Annotated in this window: 28 protein-coding genes; 11 read left to right on the top strand and 17 right to left on the bottom strand. The window is 63.3% G+C overall.

The window, feature by feature from the left end; genetic code table 11:
• Positions 1-7: 7 nt before the first annotated feature.
• From AAG591_RS00265 to AAG591_RS00345, 17 genes are read right to left on the bottom strand one after another with little or no spacing between them, the layout of a single operon-like run.
• Complete coding sequence (locus AAG591_RS00265; protein ID WP_425341617.1) at positions 8-1405, bottom strand: conjugal transfer protein TraH; 1398 nt, start codon at positions 1403-1405, stop codon at positions 8-10.
• Positions 1406-1442: 37 nt separating this feature from the next.
• Positions 1443-2261, bottom strand: a complete 819-nt coding sequence (locus tag AAG591_RS00270) for a conjugal transfer protein TraF (RefSeq protein ID WP_299310186.1) — start codon at positions 2259-2261, stop codon at positions 1443-1445.
• Complete coding sequence (locus tag AAG591_RS00275) at positions 2261-3985, bottom strand: conjugal transfer protein TraN (protein WP_342528936.1); 1725 nt, start codon at positions 3983-3985, stop codon at positions 2261-2263. The genes AAG591_RS00270 and AAG591_RS00275 overlap by 1 nt, the downstream gene beginning before the upstream one ends.
• Positions 3982-4737, bottom strand: coding sequence for a type-F conjugative transfer system pilin assembly protein TrbC (gene trbC / locus AAG591_RS00280; RefSeq protein WP_342528937.1), 756 nt, complete (start codon positions 4735-4737; stop codon positions 3982-3984). The genes AAG591_RS00275 and trbC overlap by 4 nt, the downstream gene beginning before the upstream one ends.
• Positions 4734-5747 carry a conjugal transfer pilus assembly protein TraU gene (gene traU / locus AAG591_RS00285; RefSeq protein ID WP_342528938.1) on the bottom strand — a complete coding sequence of 338 codons (1014 nt, stop codon included), beginning with the start codon at positions 5745-5747 and terminating at the stop codon, positions 4734-4736. The genes trbC and traU overlap by 4 nt, the downstream gene beginning before the upstream one ends.
• The gene (gene traW / locus AAG591_RS00290; RefSeq protein ID WP_342528939.1) at positions 5744-6376 is read right to left on the bottom strand and encodes a type-F conjugative transfer system protein TraW; all 633 of its coding nucleotides are present in this window, start codon (positions 6374-6376) and stop codon (positions 5744-5746) included. The genes traU and traW overlap by 4 nt, the downstream gene beginning before the upstream one ends.
• The gene (locus tag AAG591_RS00295) at positions 6376-6882 is read right to left on the bottom strand and encodes a S26 family signal peptidase (RefSeq protein ID WP_342528940.1); all 507 of its coding nucleotides are present in this window, start codon (positions 6880-6882) and stop codon (positions 6376-6378) included. The genes traW and AAG591_RS00295 overlap by 1 nt, the downstream gene beginning before the upstream one ends.
• Positions 6879-7256, bottom strand: coding sequence for a TrbI F-type domain-containing protein (locus AAG591_RS00300; protein ID WP_342528941.1), 378 nt, complete (start codon positions 7254-7256; stop codon positions 6879-6881). Before AAG591_RS00300 ends, AAG591_RS00295 begins: the two co-directional genes overlap by 4 nt.
• Positions 7249-7638: a hypothetical protein gene (locus AAG591_RS00305; protein WP_342528942.1), complete on the bottom strand. Its 390-nt coding sequence runs from the start codon at positions 7636-7638 to the stop codon at positions 7249-7251. The genes AAG591_RS00300 and AAG591_RS00305 overlap by 8 nt, the downstream gene beginning before the upstream one ends.
• On the bottom strand, positions 7635-10196 hold the full coding sequence (traC, locus tag AAG591_RS00310; protein WP_239806613.1) for a type IV secretion system protein TraC: 2562 nt from the start codon (positions 10194-10196) through the stop codon (positions 7635-7637). The genes AAG591_RS00305 and traC overlap by 4 nt, the downstream gene beginning before the upstream one ends.
• Positions 10193-10762 (bottom strand): hypothetical protein, encoded by a 570-nt coding sequence (locus tag AAG591_RS00315; RefSeq protein WP_239806614.1) that lies wholly within the window; start codon positions 10760-10762, stop codon positions 10193-10195. Before AAG591_RS00315 ends, traC begins: the two co-directional genes overlap by 4 nt.
• The gene (locus AAG591_RS00320; protein WP_342528943.1) at positions 10759-11628 is read right to left on the bottom strand and encodes a DsbC family protein; all 870 of its coding nucleotides are present in this window, start codon (positions 11626-11628) and stop codon (positions 10759-10761) included. The genes AAG591_RS00315 and AAG591_RS00320 overlap by 4 nt, the downstream gene beginning before the upstream one ends.
• Positions 11625-12956 (bottom strand): TraB/VirB10 family protein, encoded by a 1332-nt coding sequence (locus AAG591_RS00325; RefSeq protein WP_342528944.1) that lies wholly within the window; start codon positions 12954-12956, stop codon positions 11625-11627. Before AAG591_RS00325 ends, AAG591_RS00320 begins: the two co-directional genes overlap by 4 nt.
• Positions 12956-13771, bottom strand: coding sequence for a type-F conjugative transfer system secretin TraK (locus AAG591_RS00330; protein ID WP_342528945.1), 816 nt, complete (start codon positions 13769-13771; stop codon positions 12956-12958). The genes AAG591_RS00325 and AAG591_RS00330 overlap by 1 nt, the downstream gene beginning before the upstream one ends.
• Positions 13768-14334 (bottom strand): type IV conjugative transfer system protein TraE, encoded by a 567-nt coding sequence (locus AAG591_RS00335; RefSeq protein ID WP_342528946.1) that lies wholly within the window; start codon positions 14332-14334, stop codon positions 13768-13770. The genes AAG591_RS00330 and AAG591_RS00335 overlap by 4 nt, the downstream gene beginning before the upstream one ends.
• Before the next feature lie 14 nt (positions 14335-14348).
• Positions 14349-14636 carry a type IV conjugative transfer system protein TraL gene (traL, locus tag AAG591_RS00340; protein ID WP_342528947.1) on the bottom strand — a complete coding sequence of 96 codons (288 nt, stop codon included), beginning with the start codon at positions 14634-14636 and terminating at the stop codon, positions 14349-14351.
• A gap of 34 nt (positions 14637-14670) precedes the next feature.
• Complete coding sequence (locus AAG591_RS00345) at positions 14671-14985, bottom strand: hypothetical protein (protein WP_054525599.1); 315 nt, start codon at positions 14983-14985, stop codon at positions 14671-14673.
• A gap of 374 nt (positions 14986-15359) precedes the next feature.
• Between AAG591_RS00345 and AAG591_RS00350 the strand changes: the two genes are divergently transcribed.
• The 11 genes from AAG591_RS00350 to AAG591_RS00400 all read left to right on the top strand — a co-directional run bounded on the left by AAG591_RS00350 (position 15360) and on the right by AAG591_RS00400 (position 26400).
• Positions 15360-15851: a hypothetical protein gene (locus AAG591_RS00350; protein WP_299310171.1), complete on the top strand. Its 492-nt coding sequence runs from the start codon at positions 15360-15362 to the stop codon at positions 15849-15851.
• Positions 15844-16059, top strand: coding sequence for a helix-turn-helix transcriptional regulator (locus tag AAG591_RS00355; protein ID WP_299310170.1), 216 nt, complete (start codon positions 15844-15846; stop codon positions 16057-16059). The genes AAG591_RS00350 and AAG591_RS00355 overlap by 8 nt, the downstream gene beginning before the upstream one ends.
• Positions 16060-16289: 230 nt before the next feature.
• Positions 16290-17279 (top strand): CDF family Co(II)/Ni(II) efflux transporter DmeF, encoded by a 990-nt coding sequence (dmeF, locus tag AAG591_RS00360; protein WP_342528948.1) that lies wholly within the window; start codon positions 16290-16292, stop codon positions 17277-17279.
• Positions 17280-17402: 123 nt separating this feature from the next.
• A complete protein-coding gene (locus AAG591_RS00365) occupies positions 17403-17777 on the top strand; it encodes a hypothetical protein (RefSeq protein ID WP_067463363.1) in 375 nt (124 codons plus the stop codon).
• A gap of 63 nt (positions 17778-17840) precedes the next feature.
• A complete protein-coding gene (locus tag AAG591_RS00370) occupies positions 17841-19094 on the top strand; it encodes a TolC family protein (RefSeq protein WP_342528949.1) in 1254 nt (417 codons plus the stop codon).
• A gap of 11 nt (positions 19095-19105) precedes the next feature.
• Positions 19106-20254: an efflux RND transporter periplasmic adaptor subunit gene (locus AAG591_RS00375; RefSeq protein WP_299309355.1), complete on the top strand. Its 1149-nt coding sequence runs from the start codon at positions 19106-19108 to the stop codon at positions 20252-20254.
• A gap of 37 nt (positions 20255-20291) precedes the next feature.
• A complete protein-coding gene (locus AAG591_RS00380; protein ID WP_299309377.1) occupies positions 20292-23555 on the top strand; it encodes an efflux RND transporter permease subunit in 3264 nt (1087 codons plus the stop codon).
• 22 nt (positions 23556-23577) lie between these two features.
• Complete coding sequence (locus AAG591_RS00385) at positions 23578-23949, top strand: SpoIIAA family protein (protein WP_342528950.1); 372 nt, start codon at positions 23578-23580, stop codon at positions 23947-23949.
• Positions 23946-24575: a cation efflux transmembrane domain-containing protein gene (locus AAG591_RS00390; protein WP_054522854.1), complete on the top strand. Its 630-nt coding sequence runs from the start codon at positions 23946-23948 to the stop codon at positions 24573-24575. Before AAG591_RS00385 ends, AAG591_RS00390 begins: the two co-directional genes overlap by 4 nt.
• On the top strand, positions 24572-25441 hold the full coding sequence (locus tag AAG591_RS00395) for a hypothetical protein (protein ID WP_054522853.1): 870 nt from the start codon (positions 24572-24574) through the stop codon (positions 25439-25441). Before AAG591_RS00390 ends, AAG591_RS00395 begins: the two co-directional genes overlap by 4 nt.
• Positions 25441-26400, top strand: coding sequence for a cation diffusion facilitator family transporter (locus AAG591_RS00400; protein WP_050775921.1), 960 nt, complete (start codon positions 25441-25443; stop codon positions 26398-26400). The genes AAG591_RS00395 and AAG591_RS00400 overlap by 1 nt, the downstream gene beginning before the upstream one ends.
• Positions 26401-26479 lie beyond the last annotated feature (79 nt).

Genomic DNA, 26479 nt, shown 5'->3' on the forward strand with positions numbered 1-26479 from the left:
GATTACCTCAAGGAACGATCGAGCGCGACTGGATGCCGCGCGACCAGTCGAGCGCGGCGGCCATCGAAGGCGACATGGAAGCGGCGAGCATGTTCTCGATCATCGCGGTCTTCTCGATGATCTGGACGATGGCGGTCACGCGTGCCTGTCCGGTGGCCTGCCTGCTGGCGAGCTGGTTTCGGACCTCGGCAACCTGCGAACGCCAGAGCGTCAGCTTGGCTTCGTCGGCGGCAATGAAACTCGCCATCGAGCGGCTCGCTTCGGAAGAAATCCGCTCGAGGATCGCGTGCAGCAGGTCGATGCTGGTGACCTCGGCAAGCGTGGCGCGATCATCGGTCGCCATGCCGCGGCCATAGGCGGCCTGGACGGTGAGGATCTTGTACAAGGGGAGCGAAGCCACCTGCAGCAATTCGATCTCTGCAGCGCCGATCGCGGTATCCTCGCGGATCGCTTCCACCATATTGCCGATCATGGTCGCAACGCGCGGACGGATTGCCTTGGCCGACGACAGGCTCAGCTGCTGGAAGGTGGGGTTGAGGCAGAGATCGGGCTCGTCGCAGCGAAAGACCTGGACGCTCTGACCCTGCGTCCCGTCGAGCAGCGCGGTCACCAGCGTCGAGGAAGCATCGCTGGCAAAGGGCACGAAGCTGCCCGGATCATCGTCGCTCGGCGGGACATAGATCACTGTGCCGATCAGCGTCATGGCATATTCGGCCAGATCGCGGTCGAAGGTGCCACCGGGATTGAAGAAGGCGCTCTCCTTGAGCACGTGCCAGGTATAATTGCGCGGCACGCCGGGGTTGACGTCCTCGAAGTCGGTTCCGCCGGCATTGTTGGTGCTTTCGCGCTGGCCGCGCGTGCCGCAGCCATGCTTGGCAGCGGCGTAGTCGGTAAAGATCCCGGTCGAATTGCCGATCGCTTCGCAGATCGCCTTGTCGGCAAGATCGCCCTGCGGCCAGACACCGCCGACAAGGCCCTGCGCCATTTCGCAGGAGTTGATCGACAGCTCGTTCATGAGCTGCGCCTTTTGCGAAAACTCCTGCATGATCTTGTTGCGCTCGGGGCAGATCGTGTCGATCGCGAGGCTGAAGGCAAATCCCACCGCGTTGTTGGCGACGGCTTTCAAGAGCGCGACCATTTCGCTTGCATTGATGAAGGAGAAGGACCCGGCGAAGATATCGATACCGCCGCAACCTGCCCGTGCTCGCGGCAGCTGGAGATTGGCAATGTTGGTGGTCTTCTGCGGAAAGCGCGTCCAGACATTGCCCATGGAGTAATAGCCTGCCGACTGGCCTTCGAAGGCAGTCGGGCCGGTGACATTGGCCGCCGCGCCCATGTCATCCATAAACCGGTCCATGCTGTCGCCGACGTCCTGCGCCGATGCGGCAATCGGTGCGGTGCTCATGGCGAGCGCGCTCAGCGTGAGTGCTAATTTTCCGATCCTAGTAGTCATGGCCGGCTTCCCTGGTGGTGAGGAGGTAGATGCGGTCCTGCAGTTCGTCGGCCGAGAGCACGCCGTAGCCAATCGGGATCGGGCGGCGGGTCTCGCTGTCCCACAGGACGACCGCAGGGGTGATGCCGGGCTCGAGGCCCATGCGCGGGCGCTGGCCATTTTCGACGGTGTAGTTCGGGAAGTGGCGCGAGGGTCCGCCATCGGTCGAGATGGCGCGCACGGTGATGCGCCACCGCTCCGCGACCGATTTGACGATCGGGCTCATGACCTCGCAGGCGCCGCAGGTCTGGGCGAAGAAATAGAACAGGCCGTAACGCTGTGACAGCCGCGCCATGACCACGTCGCGCTCGGCAGCGCGCGCGTCCTGCCATTGCCTTTTGGCGAGCGCGCCGACCGGGCGTTCGAGCGTATAATCGAGCGCGGGATCCTGCCAGAGCGCGCGCTGCCAGACATCGGAAAAGAGCGAGGCGCGGTCGAGTTGTTCGCGCTGGAAGCGGATATAGGCGGTGACGTTTGCAGGCGTGGGATAGAGGATCGCCTGGGCTTTCAACTCGCGCAGCTCGCCGGTTATGGCGTCGAGTTCTTCAGCCGCGCTTGCCGTCGGGATCGAGGTTGCCTCGTCCTCGCGCGGCTCCGGATCGGGGTCGATGCAGTAGAACCAATATCCGAGCTGCCGCTCCTGGCAGTAGAGCGTGTCAGCAGTACTGACGCTGGGCCGACTTTCCTGCGCGATGGCTGCATTGGCGGAAGTAAGCACGGTCAACGACAGCACCAGCGCGAGGCGGATGGAATGGGCGGCACGGCGCATCACGGGTTGCTCCTTGCATAGTAGTCTTCGATTTTCTGCTGGATCAGCACGCTGGTTTCGAGTTCGTTGGGCAGGCGTGCCGCCTCGGTGAACTCGGCATAGACTTCGGAGAAATCCATCTGGCTGAGGTCCAGCTGCGCGAACTCGTCGAGCGTGAAGCCTTCGCAGGCTTCTTCTTTGGGCGCGTCCCAGGGCTTGGGCAGCTGTGCACGGCCCTGTTCTTGGAGGATGCGCGAGAGCGTCGACTCAAAGCAGCAATAGGCCTTGCGCTTGGTGAGGCAGACTCCGAGGAACTTGTCCGAGCAATAGGTGCCGACATAGGCGCAAAGGCCCTGCGCATCGCGCTCGTGAAGCAGCACTTCCTCGCGGTCGCAGCCCAGCGCCACCAGCAGGCCGATCCCCGGAATAAGCGGGAAGCCTTTGCCCTTGCAGCAGTTGAGAATGCCGAAGACCTTGGACGAGCAGGTGTTGCGCGTGCCGGTAAAGAGCGTGAGCGTGTCGGGATCGAATTCGCCGCGCGCCTGGTTCATCGCGTTCAAGGCAACGACGGCATCCTTGAACTCGTCATTGGCGGTCCGCTCGATGGTCTCGCACGAGCCGTCGATGCAATAGACGTCGCCATCGCAGATATATTGCGCAGGTGCCGAGCCATCGGGCGGCAAGGCGCACTCGTAAAGCCGCTCGCTGGTCTGGCAGGGCGTCTCGTCGGTGAGACATTCCTCGCGGAGGAACCGGCATTCGGAATTGGCTTCGATTTCGCCGCAGTCCTTGCCCGACACTGTGTCGAGGCACTGGTAGTCGCGCTGCCATTCCCAGCAGCTGCGGGTGATCGAGACGCCATCGACCACCCGCGTCTGAGGGCTGGCATCGGTGCAGGTCTCGGTGACCTGTGAGCAGGTAGAGGCCTGGGCAAGCGGCAGGCACTGGCTGTCGTCGAGCCGCACATCGACCGTCCGGGTGGTGGTCACATCGTCAGGCGCGAAGCCACCGATCTGCTCGCCGCAGCGGAAGCGATGCACCTCGATCATGTTCTGCCCGCGGCACGGGATGCTCGAGAATTGTGGCAGGCTCGCGCAATGGATGAAAGCGGTCTGGTAGAGATAGCAGCTACCGCCAGTATAGTTCGTGCACGACCACTTGCCGTCATCGGGCGCATTGTTCGGCAGGCAATAGTAGTCGAATTCGCTGGTCGTCGTGACTTCCGGCACGAGGCTCGCTGTGCAGCTGGCATCGACCAGTTCGCCCGAGGTTCCGCTGTTGCAGGTGGCGATGTATGTGCCTGCCGAGGCCGAACCCGGCGGCAGTTCAACGCACTGGCCCTGGCTGCCGCCGATGGCCATTCCGCTGGTATAGTCGAGCGGGGCATCGCTGATCGCGCCCGCGCGCGCGATCACCGCCTCGATTTCGCTGGGATCAAACCGCGCGCGGCGCGCGAGGCTTTCTTCCATCGCCCGATAGCCTTCGTGGACCTGTGCCGCGCTTCGCGAATTGTTATCGATCCGGTCGGGATCGTCGGCCAGCGTCTCGAGGCCCTGCACGCCTGCCGGATCAAAATTGGGCAGGCGATTGGCATCGACCGGCGCAGAAGCACTGCTTCGTGCGGTCTCGAGAAGCTCGCGCGCGGTTTCCTTGCCATCGGCGCGCGCGGCATCGGGCGATTGGGATAATGCACTTCCCGGCAAGGCGAGGGCCAGCAGGCAGGCGAGGATTGGTGCCAGTTTCATGGCCGGGTTCCTTCAAGCTGGGTGAGGCGATGGCGAGCGGCAGTGGCCCCGGGACCGCCGCCTCCGGCGAAAGTCTCGAGGACGTAGGCAACGCTCACATTTCCCGCGAGGCGGTCGTGCGGGGGCACATGGCTGGTGCAATCGAAGCCGTCGCAAGGGCTGAAATCGCCGCCGAGCATGACGAAACTCGGTGCGGCCTCGATATCGAAGGCGCGGAACAGCCGCGGATCGATCCCGAGCGCACCTGTCTCGCTGCCATCGCTCCAGATCGACGCCAGGCGCCGCTTGAAGAGATCGGCATTGCCTTCGGGAAAGCCGCGCAGCACGGTGACACCGCCCGCGCGCGCCATGTCCTGTACCAGGGCCTTCAATGAAGCTTCTGGCATGGAAAGCGAGGCAAAGGCGATGAAACGCGGGCTGGTGCCCATTGTGCTGCGCTCGGCAGCGGCCTGTTCGCGCACCATGGCATCGAAATCGAGCACCTCGCCCGAGCTTTCTGCTCCGACGCTCGCGAAATAGGCGGCGCGATTGGCTTTCGCCTCGCTCTGCGTTGTCCGCGCATCCTCGACCAGCGTCTCGGCGCGATTGCGCACACTGGTCGCAAGCGCCTTGGCATCTTCGGTGAACTCATTGGCCCGCGCTCGGATCTCTTCGAGATCAAGCTCTGGATCGGTGTCCTGCGCCGCGACGGCGGCAAAGCCGGCGGCGGTCAGGAGCGCAATGGCGACGAGTAGGGGAAAGGTGTGTTTCATAGCGCGCAGCAATTCCTCTTTCGCCAGACGAGATAGCCCATGTCCTCGCCGATGGCGGGAATGACCTGTCCGGGTTCCTGGAGCGTGGTGGAGGCGCCAATCGGCGGGCAGGCGTAGCGGCCCGAGGTCGCCGGATTGGGGTTGGTCATCTGGAAGCGGTATTGCTGCTTCCTCATCACCGGCATGAGGTACTTGCCGCAAAGCCCGGCGCTTCCCATCGTTCCCCAGGAGACAAGTTCGCGGTGGAGCTTGTAGGCAAAGCGCGAGAGCACGAGCCGTGAAGCCTGCACGTGGCCGATCGAGGCCGAGACATTGCCGTTCATCGGGTACATCGAACCCTGGCAGCCGGCGCACCAAAACATCTCGTCGAGCGGCAGGTTGGCGGTCGATGCGGCGCAGTCGGCCGCGCAGGCGGCGAGCGCCAGCGGATTGGCAAACAGCACGGCTTCGGGGTTGATGATCGCGGTGAGTTCTGAATCCTGCCACAGCGGATCGATCTCGGAGATGTAGAGAATGTCGATCGAACCCGGTTCCAGGCACAGGAAGTCGGCGACGATCTCCATCCAGTAGATCAGCGGATAGGCGTACCAGTGGACGTGCCAGCTCGAATAATACTGGCTTGCCCCGCCAATCGCCGAAGGACCGGAAATCGAGCGGAAACCGATATCGAAACCAGGGTCGAGCTTGGTGCCGCCGAGGTTGACGAAGCACCAGGGCTTCATGCTGACATCAGCGAGACGCACCGGCTCCCAGAAGCCCATGGCGATGCCGGGGCGAATACCGCACAGGCACAAGGGCAAGTCGGGATTGTCGGGATCGGGACGGTTCGAAGGCCAGATATCGAGTGCACCGATCGAGATCGGGAACAGGCACGACCAGCAGATATCGGTGATCGGGTTGACGAAGCTGCCGGTGCATTTGCCTGGTTCGCCGCCCGCAGCGGCAGGCGTGGCGAGCGCCAGCGAGACTATCGCGAGCATGGCGGCAAGGAGTTTGCGCAAGGTGCTCATCGACCAGCCTCCGCCTTGTTTGGCAGCGCGATTTCGCTGACTTCAAGCTGGCGGCCTTGCTGTCGCACGCGCGCAGGGACCGCCGTAATGCCGAAGCGCGAGGTGAGCGTGCCCTGCTGGTCGAAATAAAACCGCCGCTGGCGCGCGCGCATCAGCTGCAGCGGCGCTCCGCTCACAAGGATCAGCTTGGGCTGGCCTTGCTGGCGCAGCGCCCAGGCGAGCTGTTCGGCATCGTCGCCGTCGAGGAAGAGGAGATCGGCACGCAGGGAGACGCTGTCGAGCGGATTGACGCGCGTCCCGGCGGCGTGGATGAGCTCGCCGCGCGCGCCCCTGATATCCTGCTGCAGCGCAATTGTCGGATCGAAGGTCCACGAGCGGCTTTCGCTGGCGCGCGCAATCCCGGCGACGGGCGAAGGGCGCTCGACCCGCGCGAGCGTGCGGCGCTTCAGTTCTTCGTTGAGCCGTGCGGTCTCGCCTGTGGCTTCCATCGCCACGAGCCGCGACTGGATCTGTTCGAGGAGGTCGCGTTCCACCACCGGAAAGACGGTGCCGCGCTTGCCGTAGTCGCGGGCATGGACGGTCGCGGGCAAGGCGAGCGCGAGGGCGAGAATGAGTAGGGCGCGGCGCATCACAGGATCGCCTTTCCGCTGCCGAGGATCTGGCCCCGGCAGACAAAGCCGATCTCGCCGTAGCGGCTGTCGAAGCCGCGCGGATGATCGGTTCCGACATAGAAGCAGTTTTCCGGCACTGGTCCTGCGGGGCCGCGCGTTAGCGTGATGCCGAGCCGGGTCCGGCCTAGCCGCGTGGCGACCTGCTTCCCGTTGACGAACACATCCATGCCCTCATGGCTCACCACATCGCCGGGCAGGCCAATCACCTTCTTGCCGAACATTTGCGGGTCCTCCCCGAAATGCTTCGCAACGAGTGCGCTTGCGGGCGGCTTGAAGAAAATGAGGCTGCCGCGCTCGATGGGCGCTGCCTTTTCGAGCCAGAATGCCCAGTTGGGGAGGCTCGGGCTCGCATTGATGAGGAAGGCATGGCTCTTGCTGAAAGCGTCGATCGGCGCCCAGGCGAGCGGCAGCGCGACGAGGCCGCACAGCAGGCCGACGCGCTTCCAGTTGAAGAAGTGCCTCATGGCTGCGCCTCCACCTCGAGCCTTGCGGCGATGCGGGTTTCGAGTTCGGGGGTTGCGTCTTCGGCAGCGCCCGCAAGCACGGCTTCGGCGACCAGCACCACGCGCCCGTCCTTGCCCATGTCAGCGACCGCCAGCTCGGCGGCCTGGAGATAGGCAAGGCTTGCTGCCTGGACAGTGGCGGGATCGGCATCGGCGCGCGCGGCCTCGTCAATGAAGTGGCCGATCGTCTCGGCAAGCCGGACGGTGACGATCCGGGGCGGCTCGTCCACGAACAACGCGCGCGTGATCCAGCCCGCCCAGAGCAGCACGGCTGCAAGAGCGAGCGTGGCGGAGATTTTCAGCGCCAGCGGGCGCAGGGAAGCTTGCTCAGTCATGCGGCATCTCCCGCTCGAATTTGGTGCAAAGACGCCGGATGAAGCTTGGCAGGCGCAGCAGCGTGAACCCGCCCGCAAGGACCAGGAATGCCACCTGCAGGTCGCGGCTGAAGGCAATGCGCGCGGGCGGCTCGGCACTGGCATAGTGGTCGGCGAGATTGCCGAGCTGCGCGAACAGCAGCGCAAGATCCCATCCGGCGAGGAACAGGAAGACGAACAGCGGCAGGCCGAGCACGATCAACAGCGTGCTTGCGGTAAAACCCGCCGTCTCGATCAGCACCAGACAGGTGCCTTGCACCATGGGCTTGATCGCGATCCGGGGCTTAGGAAGATTGCCGTGCTCGATCCGGTCGAGCATGGTTTCGACATGCATGCACATCATGCCTCTCCCCCAAGAACGTCAGGGCGGCCAGCGACGAGCGCGATGGCCTTGTCGAGCGGCATACCGCTTTCGACATGGCCATGGATCGCGGCGTAGGTGTCGGGATCGGAGGAGAAGATCGTCGCCGAGAGCGGATCGAGCACGAGCCTTCCAACGGCCTCGACCTCGGGTCCCTTGATATAGAGCTCGCTATATTCGGACCCCGAGCGCTTGAGACTGCGGATCAAGGTCTCGGTGCGGTCGTCCATGTCGAGCCGCGCTTCCTTGCGGAAGTCGGCGATGGTCTCGGGCTTCTGCTGGAGCACCAGCATCCAGTCGCTGTTCTCGAGCGCGGCACGCGCGCCGTCCGACTTGTAATAGTCATTGAGCGACTGGGTCGCGGTGGCGAGCGCGCCGCCATATTTGCGCGCGGTGCGGGCATAGGTCTCGACGAACTCGCCCATCGATCCGCCCTTGAGCATGGCCCAGGCCTCGTCGATCAGCAGCAGCTTCTTGGTTGACCGCGATGAGCGCGTCATCGCCTGGCCGGTCATGAACATGATCGCCGAAAGGACCACGCTCCGAAGCTCCTCGCGGCTTGCGAGATCGCTCATCTCGAAGACTGTGAAATCGTCGTCGAAAGCAAAGCTCGCTTTCCCGGAAAAGAACCCGGCATAGCTGCCGCCACGGCAGAAGGGCGCGATGGCGAGTGCAAGTTCCTTGCCGGTCTCGTTCTCGCCTTCGTGCAAGGCATGGGCGACATCGTCGATCGATCCGCCACTGCCGAGGCTCGCCCAGACCTGCGAGATCGCCTTGTCGATCAGGCCGCGCTCGGTGTCCGACGGCGCGGTGCTTGGCCGCGCCATCTGCCCGACGATTGCTTTCACCATGGCGAAGCAATCGAGGCGGTAATCCTCGTCGATCTCTGCGCGGGCGTCGTCGATCAGCGAGAAGGGGTTCAAGGAAAAACCCGAGGCGAGCGTAAACTCGACGAAGCGTCCGCCTTGGAGCTTCACCGAATGCTCGAAACTCCTCCCGTCATCGATGACGACAACCTTGGCGCCCGCACCGCGCAGGGCGGCGCAGAGTTCCTGCAGCAGCACCGACTTGCCAGAGCCCGACTTGCCGCAGATGGCGATATTGTGGTTGCCCGCGCCATTCTCGAAGGGCGACCAGAAGAAGGGCTGGCCGCGGCGGCCAACGAGCAACAAGTGCGGGACGGGGCCGCCCAAGTACTCGCCCTGCATCGGGGCGATATTGGCGGCCGTGGTCGAAAGCATGGTGCGAAGGCGTTTGAGGCGCGTCATGTCGGCAGCAAGCCCATCGGCAAGACTGAGCGGAAAGGCCGCGACCAGACCCTGCAATTGCAGGAAGCGTTCGTCGGCAAGATCCCAGCCTGCCGCCTTGTAGATGGCTTTCACCACCCGCTCGTGCGCGTCGCCTTCGCCGAGCGGTGAATAGGTGGTGAGCCCGTAGAAGAGCTTTACCAGCTTCTTGCCTTCCTGGAGCTCGGCCTGGACGTGCTTCCATTCGGAAGACTGTTCGCCAAGGCGCGGCAGGAAGCGCGCGCTCTTGGTATCGGCAAGGCTGGTCGTGCGCATGAACTTGTAGCCCGCACGCGCGGCAGCTGCTTCCTGGTCGGGATAGACAAGGCAGAGCATGGTCGCAGCAGGACAGGGGAAGCGCAGCTTGTCGGTGAACATGTCGCCGATCAGCCGCGCGCATTCCCACGGCGCCCAGCGTTCGGGCGCGGTGCGGAAGGCAAAGTGGCGAAGGTCAAAGCGGTCGGGATAGCATTCACCGACCTGTGGCACGCCCTGCCGGTCGCGCCCAGTCTCGCGGAAGCGTTCGGTGCGCAAGATCAGCCGGTCGTCTTCGACTTCGAGTTCGATATCGCGGCGGATGGCCTGGACATCCAATGTCTCGTGGGGGTTCCAGTCGATCCGGTCGGGCTCGCGCGCCGTGGTGGGCGAAGTCAGCTCGTCAATCAGCGCGAGGAGGCCTGCCGGTTCTAGCGGCGCGGCGTGGAGGCCGAGTGAATGGAGCATGCCGAGCAGGCCTTCGCGGCATTCGGTGAGCTCGGCATCGCTGATGCTGCCGGGCACCGGCACGCCCAAGGAGACGACCAAGCGGCTGCTGCGGGCATGGAATGGCGCATGCGCGCTTCCCGATTGCCAGACGAGATCGTAAAGGCGGCTTGTGCGTGCGCGGGCAATCGCTTCGTAGATCCCGCCCTGTTCGTAGCGCAAGGCGAACCACGGGCCGACGACATTGCCGATCCTGGGCGAGGCGAAGTTGAGCACCTGCAGGCAGGCACCGGGCGGCAGGCCCTCGGAGAAGAACTGCCCGAGGATCTCGCCGGTGCGCTCGTCCGCGCCGACGAGCGGGGTCACTTCGAGCACGAAGCCTTTCGAGGCGCGGTTGCGATAGAGCCCCGCGCGTTCGTCATAGACGCGGTAGGGTAGCCAGTCCGAGAGCATGTCGAGCGCGAAATGCGCAGCGTCTTTCTCGGCGCGGTCGGTATCGGCGAACAGGCCTGCCATGAGCGCGTCGCGCGCAGCAGCAAAGGAGAAGTTCATTCCTCGTCTCCATGGGATTGAAGAGGGTGGGGCACCCGGACGCGGGCCGCCTGCTCGGCGCCGGGTGCCCCTGTTGCCGGCGCATCAGCGCCGGGCTCTGCCGGAACGGGCTGCCAGGGGGGAAGCAGCACGTCCGGCATGTGCTCGGTGGTGTTGGTGGAAGCGTTCGATCGCACCCCGTTGGATGCTTCGATCGAACTGCCGATAGCGCGCAGAACCTCGCCGGTACGCTGCGGCGCGCGCCAGCTGGCAGTTGCCGGTTCGGGCAGGGTGACATGGACGACGCGTGCTTCGTGGGTGCGGCCAGCCTCGTCGCGATGGGCGGCGAGCACGATCCGCAGGCTCTGGCCACCTGCGCTAGGGGGCGCTGCTGACGGAAACGCCGCCGCGCTCGGCTGCGCATCGATCCCCGTGGCCGCCGCATCGATCAGCGTCGTCGGCGCGCATGAGCCTTCGGGCGCGCGGCAGGCAAAGTCGCCTGACACATTGCCGCCCAGCGTTGAGCAGCCGCCCGTCAGCATGAGCAAGGCAAGGCCCGGTGCGCGCAGATGCGAGAGCGCGCTCACTTGCGCTGCTCCTTTGCATGAGCGGCAAACTCGCGCAGCGTGGCCGCATCGCGGTAGCCGTGGAGCACTGCGCCATCGCTCGCCCGGATGATCACCGGGGTTCCGCCAAAGCCGTTGGCACGGGCGAAGGCTTCGTTGGCATCAAGCCCGCGGGTCTCCGCGCAGCTTGCACCGCTCGGATCGAGTGCCCCTTCATAGGCCTGGTGCAGCGCAGCTGCGGGATCACCCGCGCAGATCACGGTCTCGGCAAGACGGCGGCTTTGAGAGCCGAGGATCGAGATGGGGCGCTCCTCGATCCAAACACCCGCCTTGCCGAGTTCATCCACCAGGCGGCGGCAATAGCCGCACTGGAAATCGGAGAAGACGATAAGCTTTGGACCCTTTTTGTTCCCCCAATGAATTGCCCCTTCGGCGGGCAGGGTGGAAAGATCGAACTTGTCGGTCGCGGGCGCACTGGCGGCAGCGACATTCTCGTTTGCCGAGGGCTGGGCGCGCGCCGCGCCTGCCGCGATCAGGTCGGGATTGAGTTCGAGCAGCCGCGAAGCGGTGACATCGCGCCGCTCTTCCATGTCGTAGAGGCGCCCGACCAGGAGGTAGCGCGCGCTCTTGTCGATATAGAACAGCGTCTCGCCCGAGACGACCTCGCACCAGGGACCGAACTTGTCGCAGGCGATCTCGTCGATCGGCGTCTTGGGCAACCGCAGTTGCAGGGCCTGGGCGACTTCGCTCACCAGATCCTGTGCGGTTGCGGGCATGGCGGTGACCGCGCTGACCCCGACGGTCAGGACCGCAGCTGCGCTGCTCGCCGCAATGGCGACATGGGCGAGGCGGGCCTTGAGGCCGGGCTGGTTCTCGGAAAACTTCATTGGGGTGTGCTCCTGACATGGACGCCGTCGAGAAAGACGATCTCGACCTCGATGCCGGTCGGCATCTCGACGACTGGTTGGTATTGTTCGGCGCGTTCGATGAGGTAGCGGCTGACCGTATCGGCCGCTTCGCCCGCGCCCTGTCCGATGCCGCCGGCAAGGATGTCGGTTGGCGAGAGCGCCTCGCGCTGGCCGTTGGCTCCGACCTGGCCGGTGAACACGCCGTTGGCATTGGCGGAAAAGCCGCGGCCGAACCCGCCGACGATCCCGGCAAGCAAGGCCTGCGATACGAGGCTACCTTCGCGGCTGACGACACGGCCGCGCACGCCCGACTTGCCGGCAAAGGCGATGAAGCCCTTGACCTCGGAGACCGCGTAACGACCGCCTGGCTGGGCGCAGGTCATGCGTACCAGCTGGACATAGACCTTTTCCGCAGAGAGATCGCCGCGTGCCGCGCCATTGACGAGGCAGCCGGTGATATCGGTCGAGAGCAGTTCATTGCCGCGCATGACCGAGCGTGCCGGGCCGGTGATCCGTAGCACCACGGGTAACGGATCGGTCTGGCTGGCAACGCCGGTCGAGGCATCGACCCCGACGATCACGCGCGCGGGCGCATAGGAATTGGGAGGCAGGTAATCGCGGCTTGCCTCGAGCATCAGCGCGGGCGACCGTTCGGCAGCAGTGGGCCGCGCACTTGTTGGCGTACGCTCGCCGAAGGTCAGCATGTCGAGCCCGCCGGGTCTCGCGGCAGCAGGGGTAGCATTGCCATTGCTCTCGCCGGGCGGTGTCACGCCGGGTCCGTAAGCAGGCGGCGGCATGGCGGGTGCTGGCAGCGCTGTTTCGCGCGAGCGTTCGAGTTCGGTCCTGAGTGCCGCATTCTCGGCCGAGATGGCATCGATCGCGACCTGGCCATCGCTCATCATACGCGCGTTCTCGGCGCGCAGGGCTTCGAGTTCCTGCTCGATCTCGGGGCGCGGGAGCTGGGTGTCCTGCAGGTCCTTGATCGCGCGACCCTGCGCATCGAGGCGATTGCCATAGGTGGCGACGAACTCGCGTTGCGACAGGTTGCGATTGACGAGCCCGCCGGTGTCGATGCTGGCGACGCTCTCGCTGTCAGCCGACGCGCTGTCGTCATCGTCTAGGATGAACCAGGCCCCAGCGAGCAGAGCAACGCCTCCGATCCCTGCCAGCAGCAGCTTCTGCCGCTGTGCGATATTCGCATTGAGGTTGCGCCGCGTATCCTTGCGCCCAGAATCCTTGTGACCAGAATCCTTGTGTTCGGTCGGGCGGGTTTCGGTCTTGCCCCTGGTGTCCTCGGCTTCGGCCATCACTCGAGCCCTCCTGCGGCAAAGACCAGGAAGGCGCTGGTCGCTTCGCCGGGAGCGAGCGTCTCGCGGCCATAGGCAAAGGCGAGTGCACCAGCAGGAGCCTCGCGTTCGCTGGCAAGGTCCAGTGCTTCGCCGCCCAGGTTGCGGATCAGGAAGCGCTGGCCGGTCAGCTCGGCGCCGTCATATTGCGCGACCTGCTGCACTTCGATGGTACCGGTGCGACGCGGGCGCGACAGTTCGGCGCGCGCGGCAAAGCCGGGCAGGACCGCGTCGCTGGCCATGGCCTCGATAAGCCGGATGGCATTGTCGGACGGACTTGCACTTGCCTGCCATTCCTCGGCTTCGCTGCGCGCAAGCGCGGGGTTGGTGATGAACAGCTGGGTCGCTTCGCTTCCACCGAGGCGGCAGGCGAACTTGTAGACATGGCCAGCCTGACTGGTGGCGAAGAAGCTGATCCGGTCCGAAGCATATTGCGGCGGGACCGAGATATAGATGTCGCCGCGCACCGGCTCGTGGGTCACCTGGAAATCGTTGTAGGGAAAACCGCTGGCGATCTTCGAGACATTGGCAAAGCCGTCCTCGATCAGCGCGATGCGGGTGAGCTCGCCGCGCGCCAGCTCGCAGTCGATCGTCGAGCCGTCGCTTGCCTCGATGAACTGGTCGGCGAGCGCTGGCGTTGGCACGAGCGCAAGGCCGAGCGCGGTCAGGCCTGCGAGTTTGAGCGCGACATCTCGGCGTTGGCGAGCGCCTACGCTGAACATTGCGAGGCCGGTTGCGGCAAGCGCGGCGGATGCGGGATTGCTGAGGAGGTTCATTGGTCCTGGTCCTCTGGAGTTGAATTCTGCTCAAAGCCGGTCAGCGCGAGGGTGAGGCCGCGCCGCGACCAGCGGAATGTGAAGCTGCGCTCCTGGCTCGCGATCACCTGCGCGCCGACAAAGGTCTTGAGCGTGCCGCTGACCGTCGAGGTCAGCGCCTTTGTGTCGACCTCCATCGCGCGGATGACGAAGGCCTGGCTGATGTCCGAGCCGCGCTGCTCCTCGACGATGGCGACGAGCTCGGCCTTGAGCCGGCCGTGCGCTGCCGGATCGGCGACTTTGAGGATCTGCTCCATCCAGTAGTCGAGGCTTTCGGGCGCACGGTTCAAGAGCATCAGCGCGGTGTCGCGTGTGACGAGCTCAAGGTAATGCGCGTCCACACCCCCGCTCGAGACGGTGAGCGTCTCGGCGGTGATCGGGACCAGCACCACCGCTTTGTCGCTGGTGACAGCTGCGCCGATGCCAATCAGGCTGGTGACGCCGAGCACGCCTGCAAGCGCGGCAAGGCGGTTGCGCTGCGCGAGGTGGCGCTGGGCCTGTTCGTGCGCGAATTCAGATTGCATGGTTGCTTCTCCCCTCAGCCTGCGAGCAGGCGGCAATGGGAGGGCGGCGTGGCTTTCAGCCCGAGGAATGACCCCGGCAGGTACCAGTAGGCAGCATGCACCAGTCTCGCGCCCTTGTTGCCTGACTTCGCCTTCCGCAGGCCGAACCAGGCAATGACCGAAAGGCCTGTGCCGAGGATGATGTGCTGCGTGAGGATGCCCCAGGCGAAGGGGATCAGCATCCCCGCAAACTCGTCCACGGTCCAGAAACCGATAAGCTCCGGATCGTCGAGCCGCCTTGGAACAATATACCTGTCGGCCATGCCGCCCTCCCTGTCGTGAACCGCGAGGAACGCGTCAGATGACCGCGGTCACGACAGAGGTGACGATCGGCACGCCGGTGCCGACACCGATCCCTACGCCGACAGGCACGGCCACCTGGCCGAGCGCGAAGCGTCCAGACGCAAGCGCAATCAGGCCGCCGGCGAGCGAGAGCACGGTGATGATCTTGCCGCCCGAGCCTTCGAGGAAGTCGGTGAACATGGTGAGCGCCGGATCGAAGGTTGTGTCGGCGCCGGCATAGGCGGCACCCGCGATGGCGAGCGCCAGCGCGGCCGGCACCATGTAGTCGCGCATCCGCGGGGCCGAACGGGTCAGGGTCTTGGTGGTCATGAAGGGAAACTCCGGTTGGTTGATCGACAACAGCGAGTTTCGTGTTCGCTGTATGTTCTTTCCTTCAACCGGAGCAGCGATGTAGGAAATGGGGCGGCGCAAGATTGCGGCGTGTGACCAAGCAAAAAGCGACAAATCGCGCAGGCGAGGCCGGATCGCGCGCTAGCACGGTGGGATTATGCGCGGTGTTGGCCGTATTCTGAGCGCAGGTTGCCGGGATTTGAGAATTGGCGACCGGATTTTGCGCGAATCATCGGGCTGAAGCGATTCGATGCTTCCTATCTGTTCCGTTTATGTTCTTTTCGTTTTCCTACATCCGTCCTTCGCTCTAGCTCTCGAGTCGAACCTTGAGTGATTGCAGAAGGGAGTCGTTCGTGACTGACGAAACAGAATACTCAGAGGAACGGATTCGCCTCGGACTGGCCCGCCTTTTGACTGCCGCAGTGGATGCGAGCGGGCGGGCCAAGTGCGATGTTGCTGCCGATGCGCGACTTCACAAGGATGCCCTGCGGCGTGTCTTGCAAGGGGAGCGCTCGGCAACCGTGGGCGAAGCCCTTCGTGTACTCGAAGCGAGCCGCGTTGCGCCCCGTGCGCACCTGCTGCTGTTCCTGGTTTGCGGAGAGGACCAGGCAATCGACTGGTTGCAATCGGACCTGGCTGAGTTCTTAGAGGAGTTCAGCGCGGAGTTTCCGCAAGCATTACAGCGATCTCTTGGTGACAATGTTGGCGATGTGAAATCGCGGTGGGCGAAAGGAACGGCGAACAGGGTCGCAAGGATGCTTGCCGATCACGTCGCTGAACTTGAGCGCAAGGACGAGTTCCTCGGCAATTTCTTTTCTGGCGAGCGGGAGTCATCCAATGTCTGAATTCACAATTCATCAGGTCGAGGTGCCCGAGCAACCGACTCGTCTACTCAGGATAAGGGAGGTTCAGCATCGGACCGGACTTGGTCGCTCGACGATTTACCGCTGGATAGCTCACGGGAATTTTCCCAAACCAGTCCATCTAGGGGGCCGTGTCGTAGCTTGGACCGAGGACGATATCGAACATTGGATTGCAAGCAAGGTCCATTGAACGCTTCCGATCTGGGAACTGGGAGAATGTCGAGCGAACTTGCTAAGGCAACTCCATGCGCGTTTTTCGCAATTCGCAATTTATCATCGCAGCGGATGTATTGGGACTAATCCGATCGATGACATTGTTGGAGATCGGTGCCGTGACTGAAGATAGGGGGAGTTCGGTGCTCATGCTTGGCCGTGCTTTGAGGGATTTCTTTCAAGTGCATCTCATATTATCAGCGTCGCATGCACCACGCCGCCCCCAATCCGTTGACCCACGAGCACAACTTCCTGAGTGCCTCGCACGCCGCGCATGAGCGCCGCACGCGTTATGTCGTTGCCTTGACCGCTGCGATGATGGTGGTCGAAATCGTCGCTGGCCTGTGGACCGGATCGATGGCGCTTCTCGCCGATGGTATCCACATGGCGACCCATGCAGGTGCCTTGGGCGTCGCGGCCTTCGCCTACTGGTTTGCCAGGCGCCATGCGAACAACCCGCGTTTCACATTCGGTACCGGCAAGGTGGGCGATCTGGCCGGTTTCGCGAGCGCGCTTGTCCTCGCCATCTTCGCAATCGGGATCGCGGTTGAATCGGCCCAAAGGTTCATCAGTCCGCTCACGATTGCCTATACCGAGGCGATCTGGATCGCCGTGCTCGGCCTCGTGGTGAACCTCGCGAGTGCTTGGCTGCTTGGCGCCGATCATAATCGTGGGCATGATCACGACCATCATCATCACCACGACCATCATCATCACCACGACCATCATCATCACCACGACCATGCGCATGCCGACAACAATCTGCGCTCCGCCTATTTCCACGTTCTTGCCGATGCCCTGACTTCGGTCTTGGCTATCGTGGCCCTTCTCGCCGGCATGTACCTCGGCTGGGCTTGGATGGACGCGGCAATGGGTCTGGTGGGTGCAGTGGTGATCGGGCGCTGGTCATGGTCACTGCTGCGCGATACCGCTGCCGTGCTTGTCGACGCCGAAGCGGCCCCTCAACGGTACACAGAGGTGCGCGAGGCGCTCGAGGACCGGGACGCCGCAATCGGCGATCTGCACATCTGGCGGATCGGTCCCGGCAAGTATGCAGTCATCGCCTCGCTCATCGCCGGTGATCCGCTCGCGCCCGACCATTATGCCAGGCGACTTTCAGTGCATGCAGAATATGTGCACGTCACGATCGAAGTTCATCGCTGCGAGCATCCCCATCCCGAGCTCCGCGCGGCCTGATCGCGCCGTTCTTAAAGACCGAAACAGTATTCGAGGACTGTTATACTGTAACAAAAGACTTATACTTCATCGTGTTGCGGAACTTGCAATCTTGATGCGGTTTGCTATGAGCCATTGGAATCCATGACTACAAGCTATCGTCGCCTTGTCCTGCACCCTTTCGTCGTCCTGCTCATGCTGGTCGCGATGGTGTTCGTGACGGCGGCGGATGCTGCTGCTTGCGGTGCCGAAGTGGCGCCCGGAAGCACGCCCGTTCTGGCTTCGCTCGATAGCGCTTCTGCGTCATCCGCAGCCGCCGACGAAGTGCCGGGCGATCCGGATGCGCCGGCCGAGCAACACGGCGTGTGTGGACACGGCCATTGCCATCACGGGGCGAGCTTTGCCGGCACCGTGCAGAAGGATTCGGTCCCTCACTTGGTCGTGGTTCCCGATGCGCCTCCCGCCGAAGCGCTCGCTTCCGACATTACCGACCGACTGAAGCGCCCCCCTCGCGCCTGACGACCGTCACCGCGCTGCATGCCGCAGCGCAGTTCGGATCGTCAGCAGAGGAATTTTCGAAAAATGTCAGCCATTCATTGGCGAGGGGTCCTCTTTGGAGGGCTGTTCCTCGCCGCTCAAGCCACGACCGTGGCGGCGCAGGAGCGTGAGCTTCTGACGCTTGATGCTGCGCTCGCTCGTGCGGGCATCGTCGACAGCGCAGATGAGCCCCCAGATAATCCGCGCCTGATCGGACCGCGGGCCGAAGCCGACGCGGCGCGGGCACTCGTCGACCAGGCGCGGCTGCGGCCCAACCCCGAAATTGCTTTCGAAGCCGAAAACATTGCCGGAAGCGGCGCATTTTCGGGATTGCAGGCCACCGAGTACACCTTGTCCCTGAGCCAGCGGCTCGAATTGGGCGGCAAACGAGGAGCGCGTGTCCGCGCCGCCCAGGCGGAAGCGCGCGTCGCGACCCTTTCAGGAGCGCTCTCGGTTGCTCAGCTCGGGCGATCGGTGCGCGAACGCTATGTCGAAGCCGTCGCTGCGGCAGCCCGATTGGAACTCGCGCGCGACATAGTCGAGCGCAATCGCGAGCTTGCCAGGATCGCAGGCGTACTGGTCGATGTTGGGCGGGAGCCTCCTCTGCGATCGCTTCGTGCCGAAGCGGCACTTGCGGAGGCGCTCGCGGAGCTTGAAGCGGCCCTGGCTGCCGACAGTACGGCGAGGAACGCGCTCGCCGCGCTTTGGGGCGAGGCAACACCTGCTACGGACGTGCCTTCGGTGTTCCCCGAGATCGAACCTCCGGCGACGCTGCTCGCGTCACCTTCGGCCTTACGACTTCAGGTCGCCCGTGCCGAACGCGAGGCCGCGGATGCCGCGATCGCCCGGGAACGCTCTCTCGGCATTCCGGATCCGGCAATATCCGCCGGAGTCCGACGGTTCGAGGAAAGTCGAGACCAGGCGTTTCTCGTGGGGGTTTCGATCCCGCTTCCATTGCGTAATCGCAACCAGGGAAACATCTCCGCTGCCGAAGCGCGGCTTCGCGCCGCGACGGCGCGGGAAGCAATTGCCCGTACCGATTTCGAACTCGAGGTCACGCAGGCCCGCGGACAATTTCTGGCAGCCGAAGCGCGGGTCGAGACCCTCGCGGAGACGTCCTTGCCCCAAGCCGAAGAAGCCTTGCGCCTCGTTCGGATTGGCTACCGCAACGGCAGGTTTCCGCTGATCGAAGTTCTGGCTGCGGCGGAAGCACGCGACACCATCCGTGAAGCTTTGATTCAAGCTCAGGAAGATCGTGGTCGCCTGGCGGCGACACTGATCTGGCTCGGTGCACAATGAGGTATTTTCCGATGAACCGTAAACGTCTGGCCGTTGCGATCGGCCTTTCCATTCTCTTTGTAGTCGCGGCGCTCATGCTGTGGCCCGATAACGAAGCTGACCAAATCGCCGAGGAGACGAGTGAGGAGGTCGAGCTTCCCGAAGGCCTTGTCCTGCTTGGCGCCGAACAAATTGAAGCGTCCCAGATAGTGGTCGAAACCGTCGGCCTGGGATCGGTGGTCGAGCTGGTCTTCCCGGCCACCGTCGCGGCAAGCCCGACGGCAAGTGCCCGCATCGATGCCCGCGCGGCGGGCGTGGTCCGCAGTGTCGGCAAAACGCTGGGCGATTACGTGAGGCAGGGCGAGACGATTGCCCGCATCGAGAGCGCCGACGCGGCTGCTCTCGCAGCGCAGTTGAGCGCAGCGCGCGCAAGGGTCAACGAACTGTCCGCTGCCTACGATCGGGAGCGCCGCCTTTTCGAGGCCAATGTCACCGCACGGCAGGATCTCGAGGCCGCGCGAGCAAATCTGCAAGTCGCCCAGTCGGAACTTGCGCGCGCCCAAGCAGCAGTCTCCGCGGCGGGCGTTAGCGGCGACGGGCGCTCCCTTGCGGTTACGAGCCCGCTCGCAGGCCGAGTGACCTCGGCGCCTATCGTTCTCGGCTCCTTCGTCGATGCCGGGGAAGAACTCTATCAGGTCGTGAATCCGAGCGGCATGCAGGTCGAGGTTGCCCTCCCTTCGGCTGAAGCAAGCCGCATCCAGCCTGGCGACGAGGCGACTCTGGAAATCGCGGACAACCGGGAAGTGGGTGCGCGCGTGCGGTCTGTCACTCCCTCGCTCGATCCCGAAAGCCGCAGTGCTACGGCGGTCCTGTCGCTCGCAAGGCCGATCCCCGGCCTGCAACCCGGGGCCTTCCTGCAGGCACGTATCCGCCCCTCGGGTGAGGTCGACACAGGCCGCATATCGGTGCCGGAAAGTGCTGTCCAGACAATCGATGGCGCAGAAGTGGTCTTCGTTCGCACGCGCCGCGGGTTTCAAGCCCGTCCGGTGGTCACCGGTGCGCGTTCGGGAGGACGGGTGGTCATCGAGTCCGGTCTCGAAGCGCAGTGGCGGATCGCCACCGCCAATGCCTTTTTGCTGAAGGCTGAACTCGAGAAGGAGGAGGCCGAGCATGGACACTGATCACATGCAGGACGCTGATCGCTCCCACCGCCATGGCCTGATCGGCATGATCCTCGACGTCGCCGTGCGCTTTCGCTGGGCAATGGTCGTGCTGACGCTCGGTGTGGCAATCTATGGCGTGGTGAATTTGCTGCGCCTGCCCATCGATGCCGTACCCGATATCACCAACGTACAGGTGCAGATCAACACCGAGGCACCAGCCTTGTCGCCCTCGCAAGTCGAGACGCAGGTCACCTATCCTGTCGAGACCGGGCTTGCCGGTATCGAGGGTCTGGAGATGACCCGCTCGATATCGCGCAACGGGTTCAGCCAGGTGACCGCGATTTTCGAGGAAGGGACCGACATCTATTTCGCGCGTCAGCAGGTCAACGAACGGCTGACGCCCATAAGCGCCTCCCTACCCGAGGGTGCCGAACCGGTGATGGGACCCATCTCGACCGGCTTGGGCGAAGTGCTCATGTATACCATCGAGTTCGAGTTTCCTGACGGCAAGGAAGCACCGCTGGGCGGAGCGGTCGGTTGGCAGTCCGACGGGAGCTTTGTGACCGAACGTGGCGACCCGCTCGACAGCGATGTGGCCAAGGCTGCCTATCTGCGAACCATCCAGGACTGGGTGGTTGCACCCCTCATGCGGTCGGTCGACGGTGTGGCAGGTGTCGACTCGATCGGCGGCTTCGAAAAGCAATACCTCGTTCAACCCGATCCCGCGCGATTGACCGGTTACGGTTTGTCGTTCGACGAAGTGATTACCGCGCTGGAAGCGGCCAACCTCGCCGAAGGCGCCAATTTCGTCGAGCGGGCCGGTGAAGCGCTCCTCGCCCGGGTCGATGCGCGCCTCGGCAGCGTCGAGGATATCGAGCAGGCGGTCGTTTCCACCCGCGAGGGAGTCCCCATTCGCGTGGGCGATATCGCCACGGTCAGTATCGGCGGCGACCTGCGAACGGGCGCGGCGTCGCTGAATGGCGATGAAGCAGTCGTGGGGACCGTGCTCATGCGCGCGGGCGAGAACAGCCGCACCGTTTCGGCCCAGGCGGCCGAACGGCTCGAGGAGGTTCGCAGCTCCCTGCCGGAAGGAATTGTCGCGGAGATCGTCTACAACCGGTCTTCCCTGGTCGATGCGACGATCGCGACCGTCGAGAAGAATCTTGTCGAAGGCGCGCTTCTGGTGATCGCGATCCTGTTCTTGCTGCTGGGCAACATCCGGGCAGCGATCATCGCGGCGCTGGTCATTCCCTTTTCCATGCTGATGGCATCGATCGGAATGAACCGGCTCGGCGTTTCGGGCAATCTCATGAGCCTGGGTGCGCTGGACTTCGGCCTGATCGTCGATGGTGCCGTCATTATCGTCGAGAACAGTGTCGCGAGGCTCGCGGCCCGGCAGGAACACGAAGGCCGGCTTCTCACACTGGGCGAAAGGTTGACGGAAACGCGGCTTGCCGCGCAGGAAATGATCAAGCCGACTGTGTACGGGCAGGCGATCATACTTCTCGTCTTCGCACCGCTTCTGACCTTTACCGGAGTCGAAGGCAAAACCTTCTCGCCCATGGCGATCACGGTCATGCTCGCGCTCGCCTCGGCGTTCGTGTTGTCGCTGACCTTCGTCCCGGCAATGATCGCCATCCTGCTCAACAAGAAGCTGACGGAAAAGGAGGTCAAGCCGATCCGGATCGCCAAGGAGCGATACGGACCGCTGGTCCGCAAGGCGATCACCCGCCCTTGGCCGGTCATCGGCATGGGCGTCGGCATCTTCGCCTTTGCGGCCTTCGTGTTCAGCTTCCTCGGGAGCGAATTCACACCGCAATTGGACGAGCGCGACATCGCCGTGCAATCGCTGCGTATTCCTTCGACCTCGCTCGAACGTTCGCTCGCGATGCAAAGGCGGGTCGAGGACCGGCTCGAGCAGTTTGAGCAGGTCCAGCTCGTCTTTTCGCGGACGGGCACGGCAGAAGTGGCTAGTGACCCGATGCCGCCGAACGCTTCCGATGCGTATGTGATCCTCAAACCCCGTGAGGAATGGCCCGATCCCGACCTCGCCAAGGACGAGTTGGTCGCGCAAATGGAGAGCGCCCTCAGCAGTCTCGTCGGCAACCTTTACGAGTTCAGCCAACCGATCGAATTGCGGTTCAACGAATTGATCGCAGGCGTTCGCGGAGATGTTGCCGTCAAGATCTACGGAGACGATCTCAGCGCCATGACCTCAGCGGCGAACGAGGTTGCGGGCGTGCTGCGCAATGTCGACGGCGCCGCGGACGTCAAGGTCCAGCAAGTGACCGGGTTCCCCACCCTCGATATTGCCTTCGATCGGCCAGCGATTGCCCGTTACGGGCTGAAGGTCGAAGACGTTGCGCAATCGGTGGCGATCGCACTGGGCGGTCGGCCTGCGGGCCTCGTTTTCGAAGGCGATCGCCGCTTCGATGTGGTTGTGCGGTTGTCGGACGCGACCCGCGACGATTTCGACCAGTTGGGTGCTTTGCCGGTGCTGCTCCCGAACGGGGCAACCATACCGCTACGCTCGGTTGCCGAGTTCCGTGTGGTGGATGGTCTCGCGGAGGTTCGCCGGGAACAGGGACGCAGACTGGTGATCGTCTCGTCCAACGTGCGAGAACGCGACCTCGGGTCTTTTGTAGAAGAGGCCCAGGAAAGGGTTGCGGCGCAAGTCGAACTGCCCGCTGCCGCGTTTATCGAGTGGGGCGGTCAATACCAGAACCTCCAAGCTGCCCAGGAAAGACTTCAGATCGTCATTCCCATCGCGTTCGCGGTCATTCTCCTGTTGCTCTACATGGCGGTCGGGGGCTGGGTGCCGGCGCTCGCCGTATTCAGCGCGATCCCGCTGGCCCTGGCAGGCGGAATATTCTCCTTGGCCCTGCGCGGGATGCCATTCTCGGTTTCTGCGGCGGTAGGCTTTATCGCCCTGTCGGGCGTAGCGACCTTGAACGGGCTCGTGATGGTGACTGCGATCCGTCAGCGGCTCGACAAGGGCATGGCGCTCGATGACGCCATCGTGGCCGGTGGCCTGGCGCGCCTGAGGCCGGTTCTCATGACCGCGCTCGTTGCATCGCTCGGCTTCGTGCCGATGGCGATTGCGACGGGGACCGGCGCGGAAGTGCAGCGTCCTTTGGCGACAGTGGTCATCGGAGGGTTGATCACCGCTACCGCTCTGACCCTCTTCGTCTTGCCCGCAATTTTAAAGCTGGTTTTCAGTACCAGAGAAGATGACCGGACCTGGCGACAGCGCTGGTGGGATCGGCTGCGGCGCAACGTGACAAGCGATGAGCAGCGCGAGCTGAAGGACATCGCATGACCGATCGGGAAAGGAAAAAACGGTGCTGGCACTGAAGGAAGAGAACGGACTGCTCTGGATACGCGCCGGAGGCAGGCTGGGGGATGAAGCCTATGACCGCTTTGTTCCCCAATTCGAACATATCGCAGAGCGCGAGGCCGGTACCGTCCCGATGGTGATCGAGCTCGCGCCTGACTTTTCGGGTTGGGACTTCGGAGGTCTCTGGCGCGATCTCAAGTTCGACATCCGGCATAAGGATCGTTTCGGCCGGATCGCCATAATCGGCGACAGCGAATGGGAAGAGTGGGGCACGAAATTGTCATCCTCACTCTTCCGCGCCGAAATGAAGTTCTTCCGGCCAACACTGCGTAGTCATGCGGAAAGCTGGGTACAAACCGGGGAGGACGCAGCATGAGTGGCGGACATGAGGTCGATGCCGGGTCGCCTGAAAAGCGGAAGACCCTGTGGGTTGTCCTGTGGCTTAACGTGGCGATTGCCATCGGCTTCTTCGCGGTCGGATATTTTGCCGATTCCAACGCGCTGTTGGCAAACGGCCTCGACAATTCATCGGATGCAATCGTTTATGCGCTCAGCCTGCTTGCGCTAACCCGCTCGCGGACCTGGAAACGCGGGGCCGCGCGTTTCTCCGGCATCATGCTGCTGGTCTTCTCCGCTGGGGTCATTTTCGATGCTTACCGACGGTTCGTGGAAGGTTCCGATCCGGGCGGCATGCTGATGATGGCGATGGCGTTCGTCGCGGGACTGGTGAATCTCTATTGCCTGCGCCTGTTGCAGAAGGTGGAGAACAAGGACGTCAATATGCGGGCGGCGACAACCTTCAGCTTCAACGACTTCATCTCCAATGGCGGGATCATCATCGCCGGCATCGTTGTGCTGATTACCGGTGCCAACTGGCCCGACCTAGTAGTCGGAATAGCGGTCGCCTGCATAGCGCTTTACGGCGGAGTGCAGATCCTGCGCGATACGCATATGGATGTGCACGACGAGGCGGGAACCGTCCACGGCGAGAAGAGGAATTGACGCTAATCGATACCTTGTTTGCCGCGCAGGACCTTTCGCGGGTCCTTGTCCTGGCGATGCTATCAGGCATCGGGGTCATGATTGGCGGCAAATTGGCAAAAGGCAGTTGGAGCTTCCTGCATCCGCTCCTGCCGGGCGGCGTTTCGGGTGCTTTTGCCGCCCTTGCCGTCTTGCTAACTCTTCCGCTGGGACAATCTCCTCTCACCCGCTGGACACTCACTGGTTTGATGCTGGCGGGCGGCCTGCTGCTTCTGATTTTCAACGAGCTTGGTCGATACGCAAAACTCAGACCGGATGATGACGGACCTGAGCGATGCTCCGATAGGCCAACCCTGGTACGTCGCATCTCGGTGTCGATGGCGTCCGATATCCTGCCTTACAGCGTTATCTTGGGTGCTGCCGCTGCTGCATCCGCGACGACAGCAATGGCGGTGTCTGCAGCGCTTGTTTTTGCGAACCTGGAAATAGGACGCCAGGCGATCGATGAATACCGATCCGCCCAAGTGAGCAGGATGGACCAGCTTGCGCTACTTGTCCTCTTTTCCCTGTTTTTCATCGGGATCGCTCTCTTGACCTTTTGGGCGCTGCACGGATTCACCGACAACGGGCGAGGTTGGCTAGCGGCTATTATCCCGGGCTTTCTTATAGTTGCATCGGCGCGCGCGCTGCTTCGCATGGGAACCGGATCGGTCGCCGCCAATCATATTACGCTCCTGGCATTCGTCGGAGGGTTCGCGCTGCTCGGCCTCGCGATCTCGGCGCTTGGAGAACTGTCGCGCGAACTCGATGTCTCGAACAGCACGTTCCAGCATTCCCCCGCGCAGTCCGTTACGACGACCAAGAGAACAGAAAAAGGAGGCAGGTAGTGGCACAATCGGGCGGTCATGCCGGGCACAGTCACGGCGAAGAAAGCATGAGCGACGGCCGCCTTGTATTGGCCGTCGCCCTCAACGTCCTGCTGACTGTCGCCCAGATCATCGGGGGGATATTGTCGGGTTCGCTCGCACTGATCGCCGATGCGCTGCACAATTTCAGCGACGCGGCATCGCTTGGACTGGCTCTGTTTGCGAGGCGGATCGGGCGCCGGCCAGCCGACAAGCTTATGACCTTCGGCTATGCTCGTGCGGAAGTCGTGGCGGCGCTCATCAATCTGACGACTTTGCTTATCATCGGTTTCTATCTGCTCGTCGAGGCGATCAACCGTTTCGCAGACCCTCAACCCGTTGAGGGGTGGACCGTAATCTGGGTCGCCGGGATAGCGCTGGTGATCGACGTGGTTACGGCGGTGATGGTTTACGCCAGCTCGAAGAACTCCCTCAACATGAAAGCCGCCTTTCTGCACAATGTGTCCGATGCGCTGGCGTCGGTCGGTGTGATCGTGGCTGGCGTACTCATTCTGCGATACGAACTTTATATTGCCGATCTGATCATCACTGTGGTCATTGCTGCCTATGTGATCTGGCAGGGCGTCACTTTGTTGCCTCGCACGGTGCGGCTCTTGATGGGTGCGGTGCCGGACGAAAGCGAGTTCGATCGCATTGTGAGCGACCTGCGTGACACAGAAGGCGTGGCCGACGTCCATCACGTCCATGTCTGGAGCATCAGTGAGCATTATCGCGCGCTTGAGGCGCATATCGTTCCTGCCGAATCTTCGTTGCAGGCTTTCGAGGATGTGAAGGCGCGGGCTCGCGGTATGCTCGAGACGCAGCACGCCATCGCCCATGCAACGTTCGAAGCCTGTCTCGCTGCAGACTGTGATCCCGACATGATCCCGGACCATCAGGTCGAGAAGAACCATCATCACGACCATGACCGCGACCATTGACAAGCGCGGCGATCGGGTCGGTCGCTGTGGGTAAGCTGCTTGGCAGCGCACGACATGAACCGCCCTGCAACCCGTAAAA

It is taken from the genome of Citromicrobium bathyomarinum (assembly GCF_038594485.1).
Classification (GTDB): Bacteria; Pseudomonadota; Alphaproteobacteria; order Sphingomonadales; family Sphingomonadaceae; genus Alteriqipengyuania; species Alteriqipengyuania bathyomarina_A.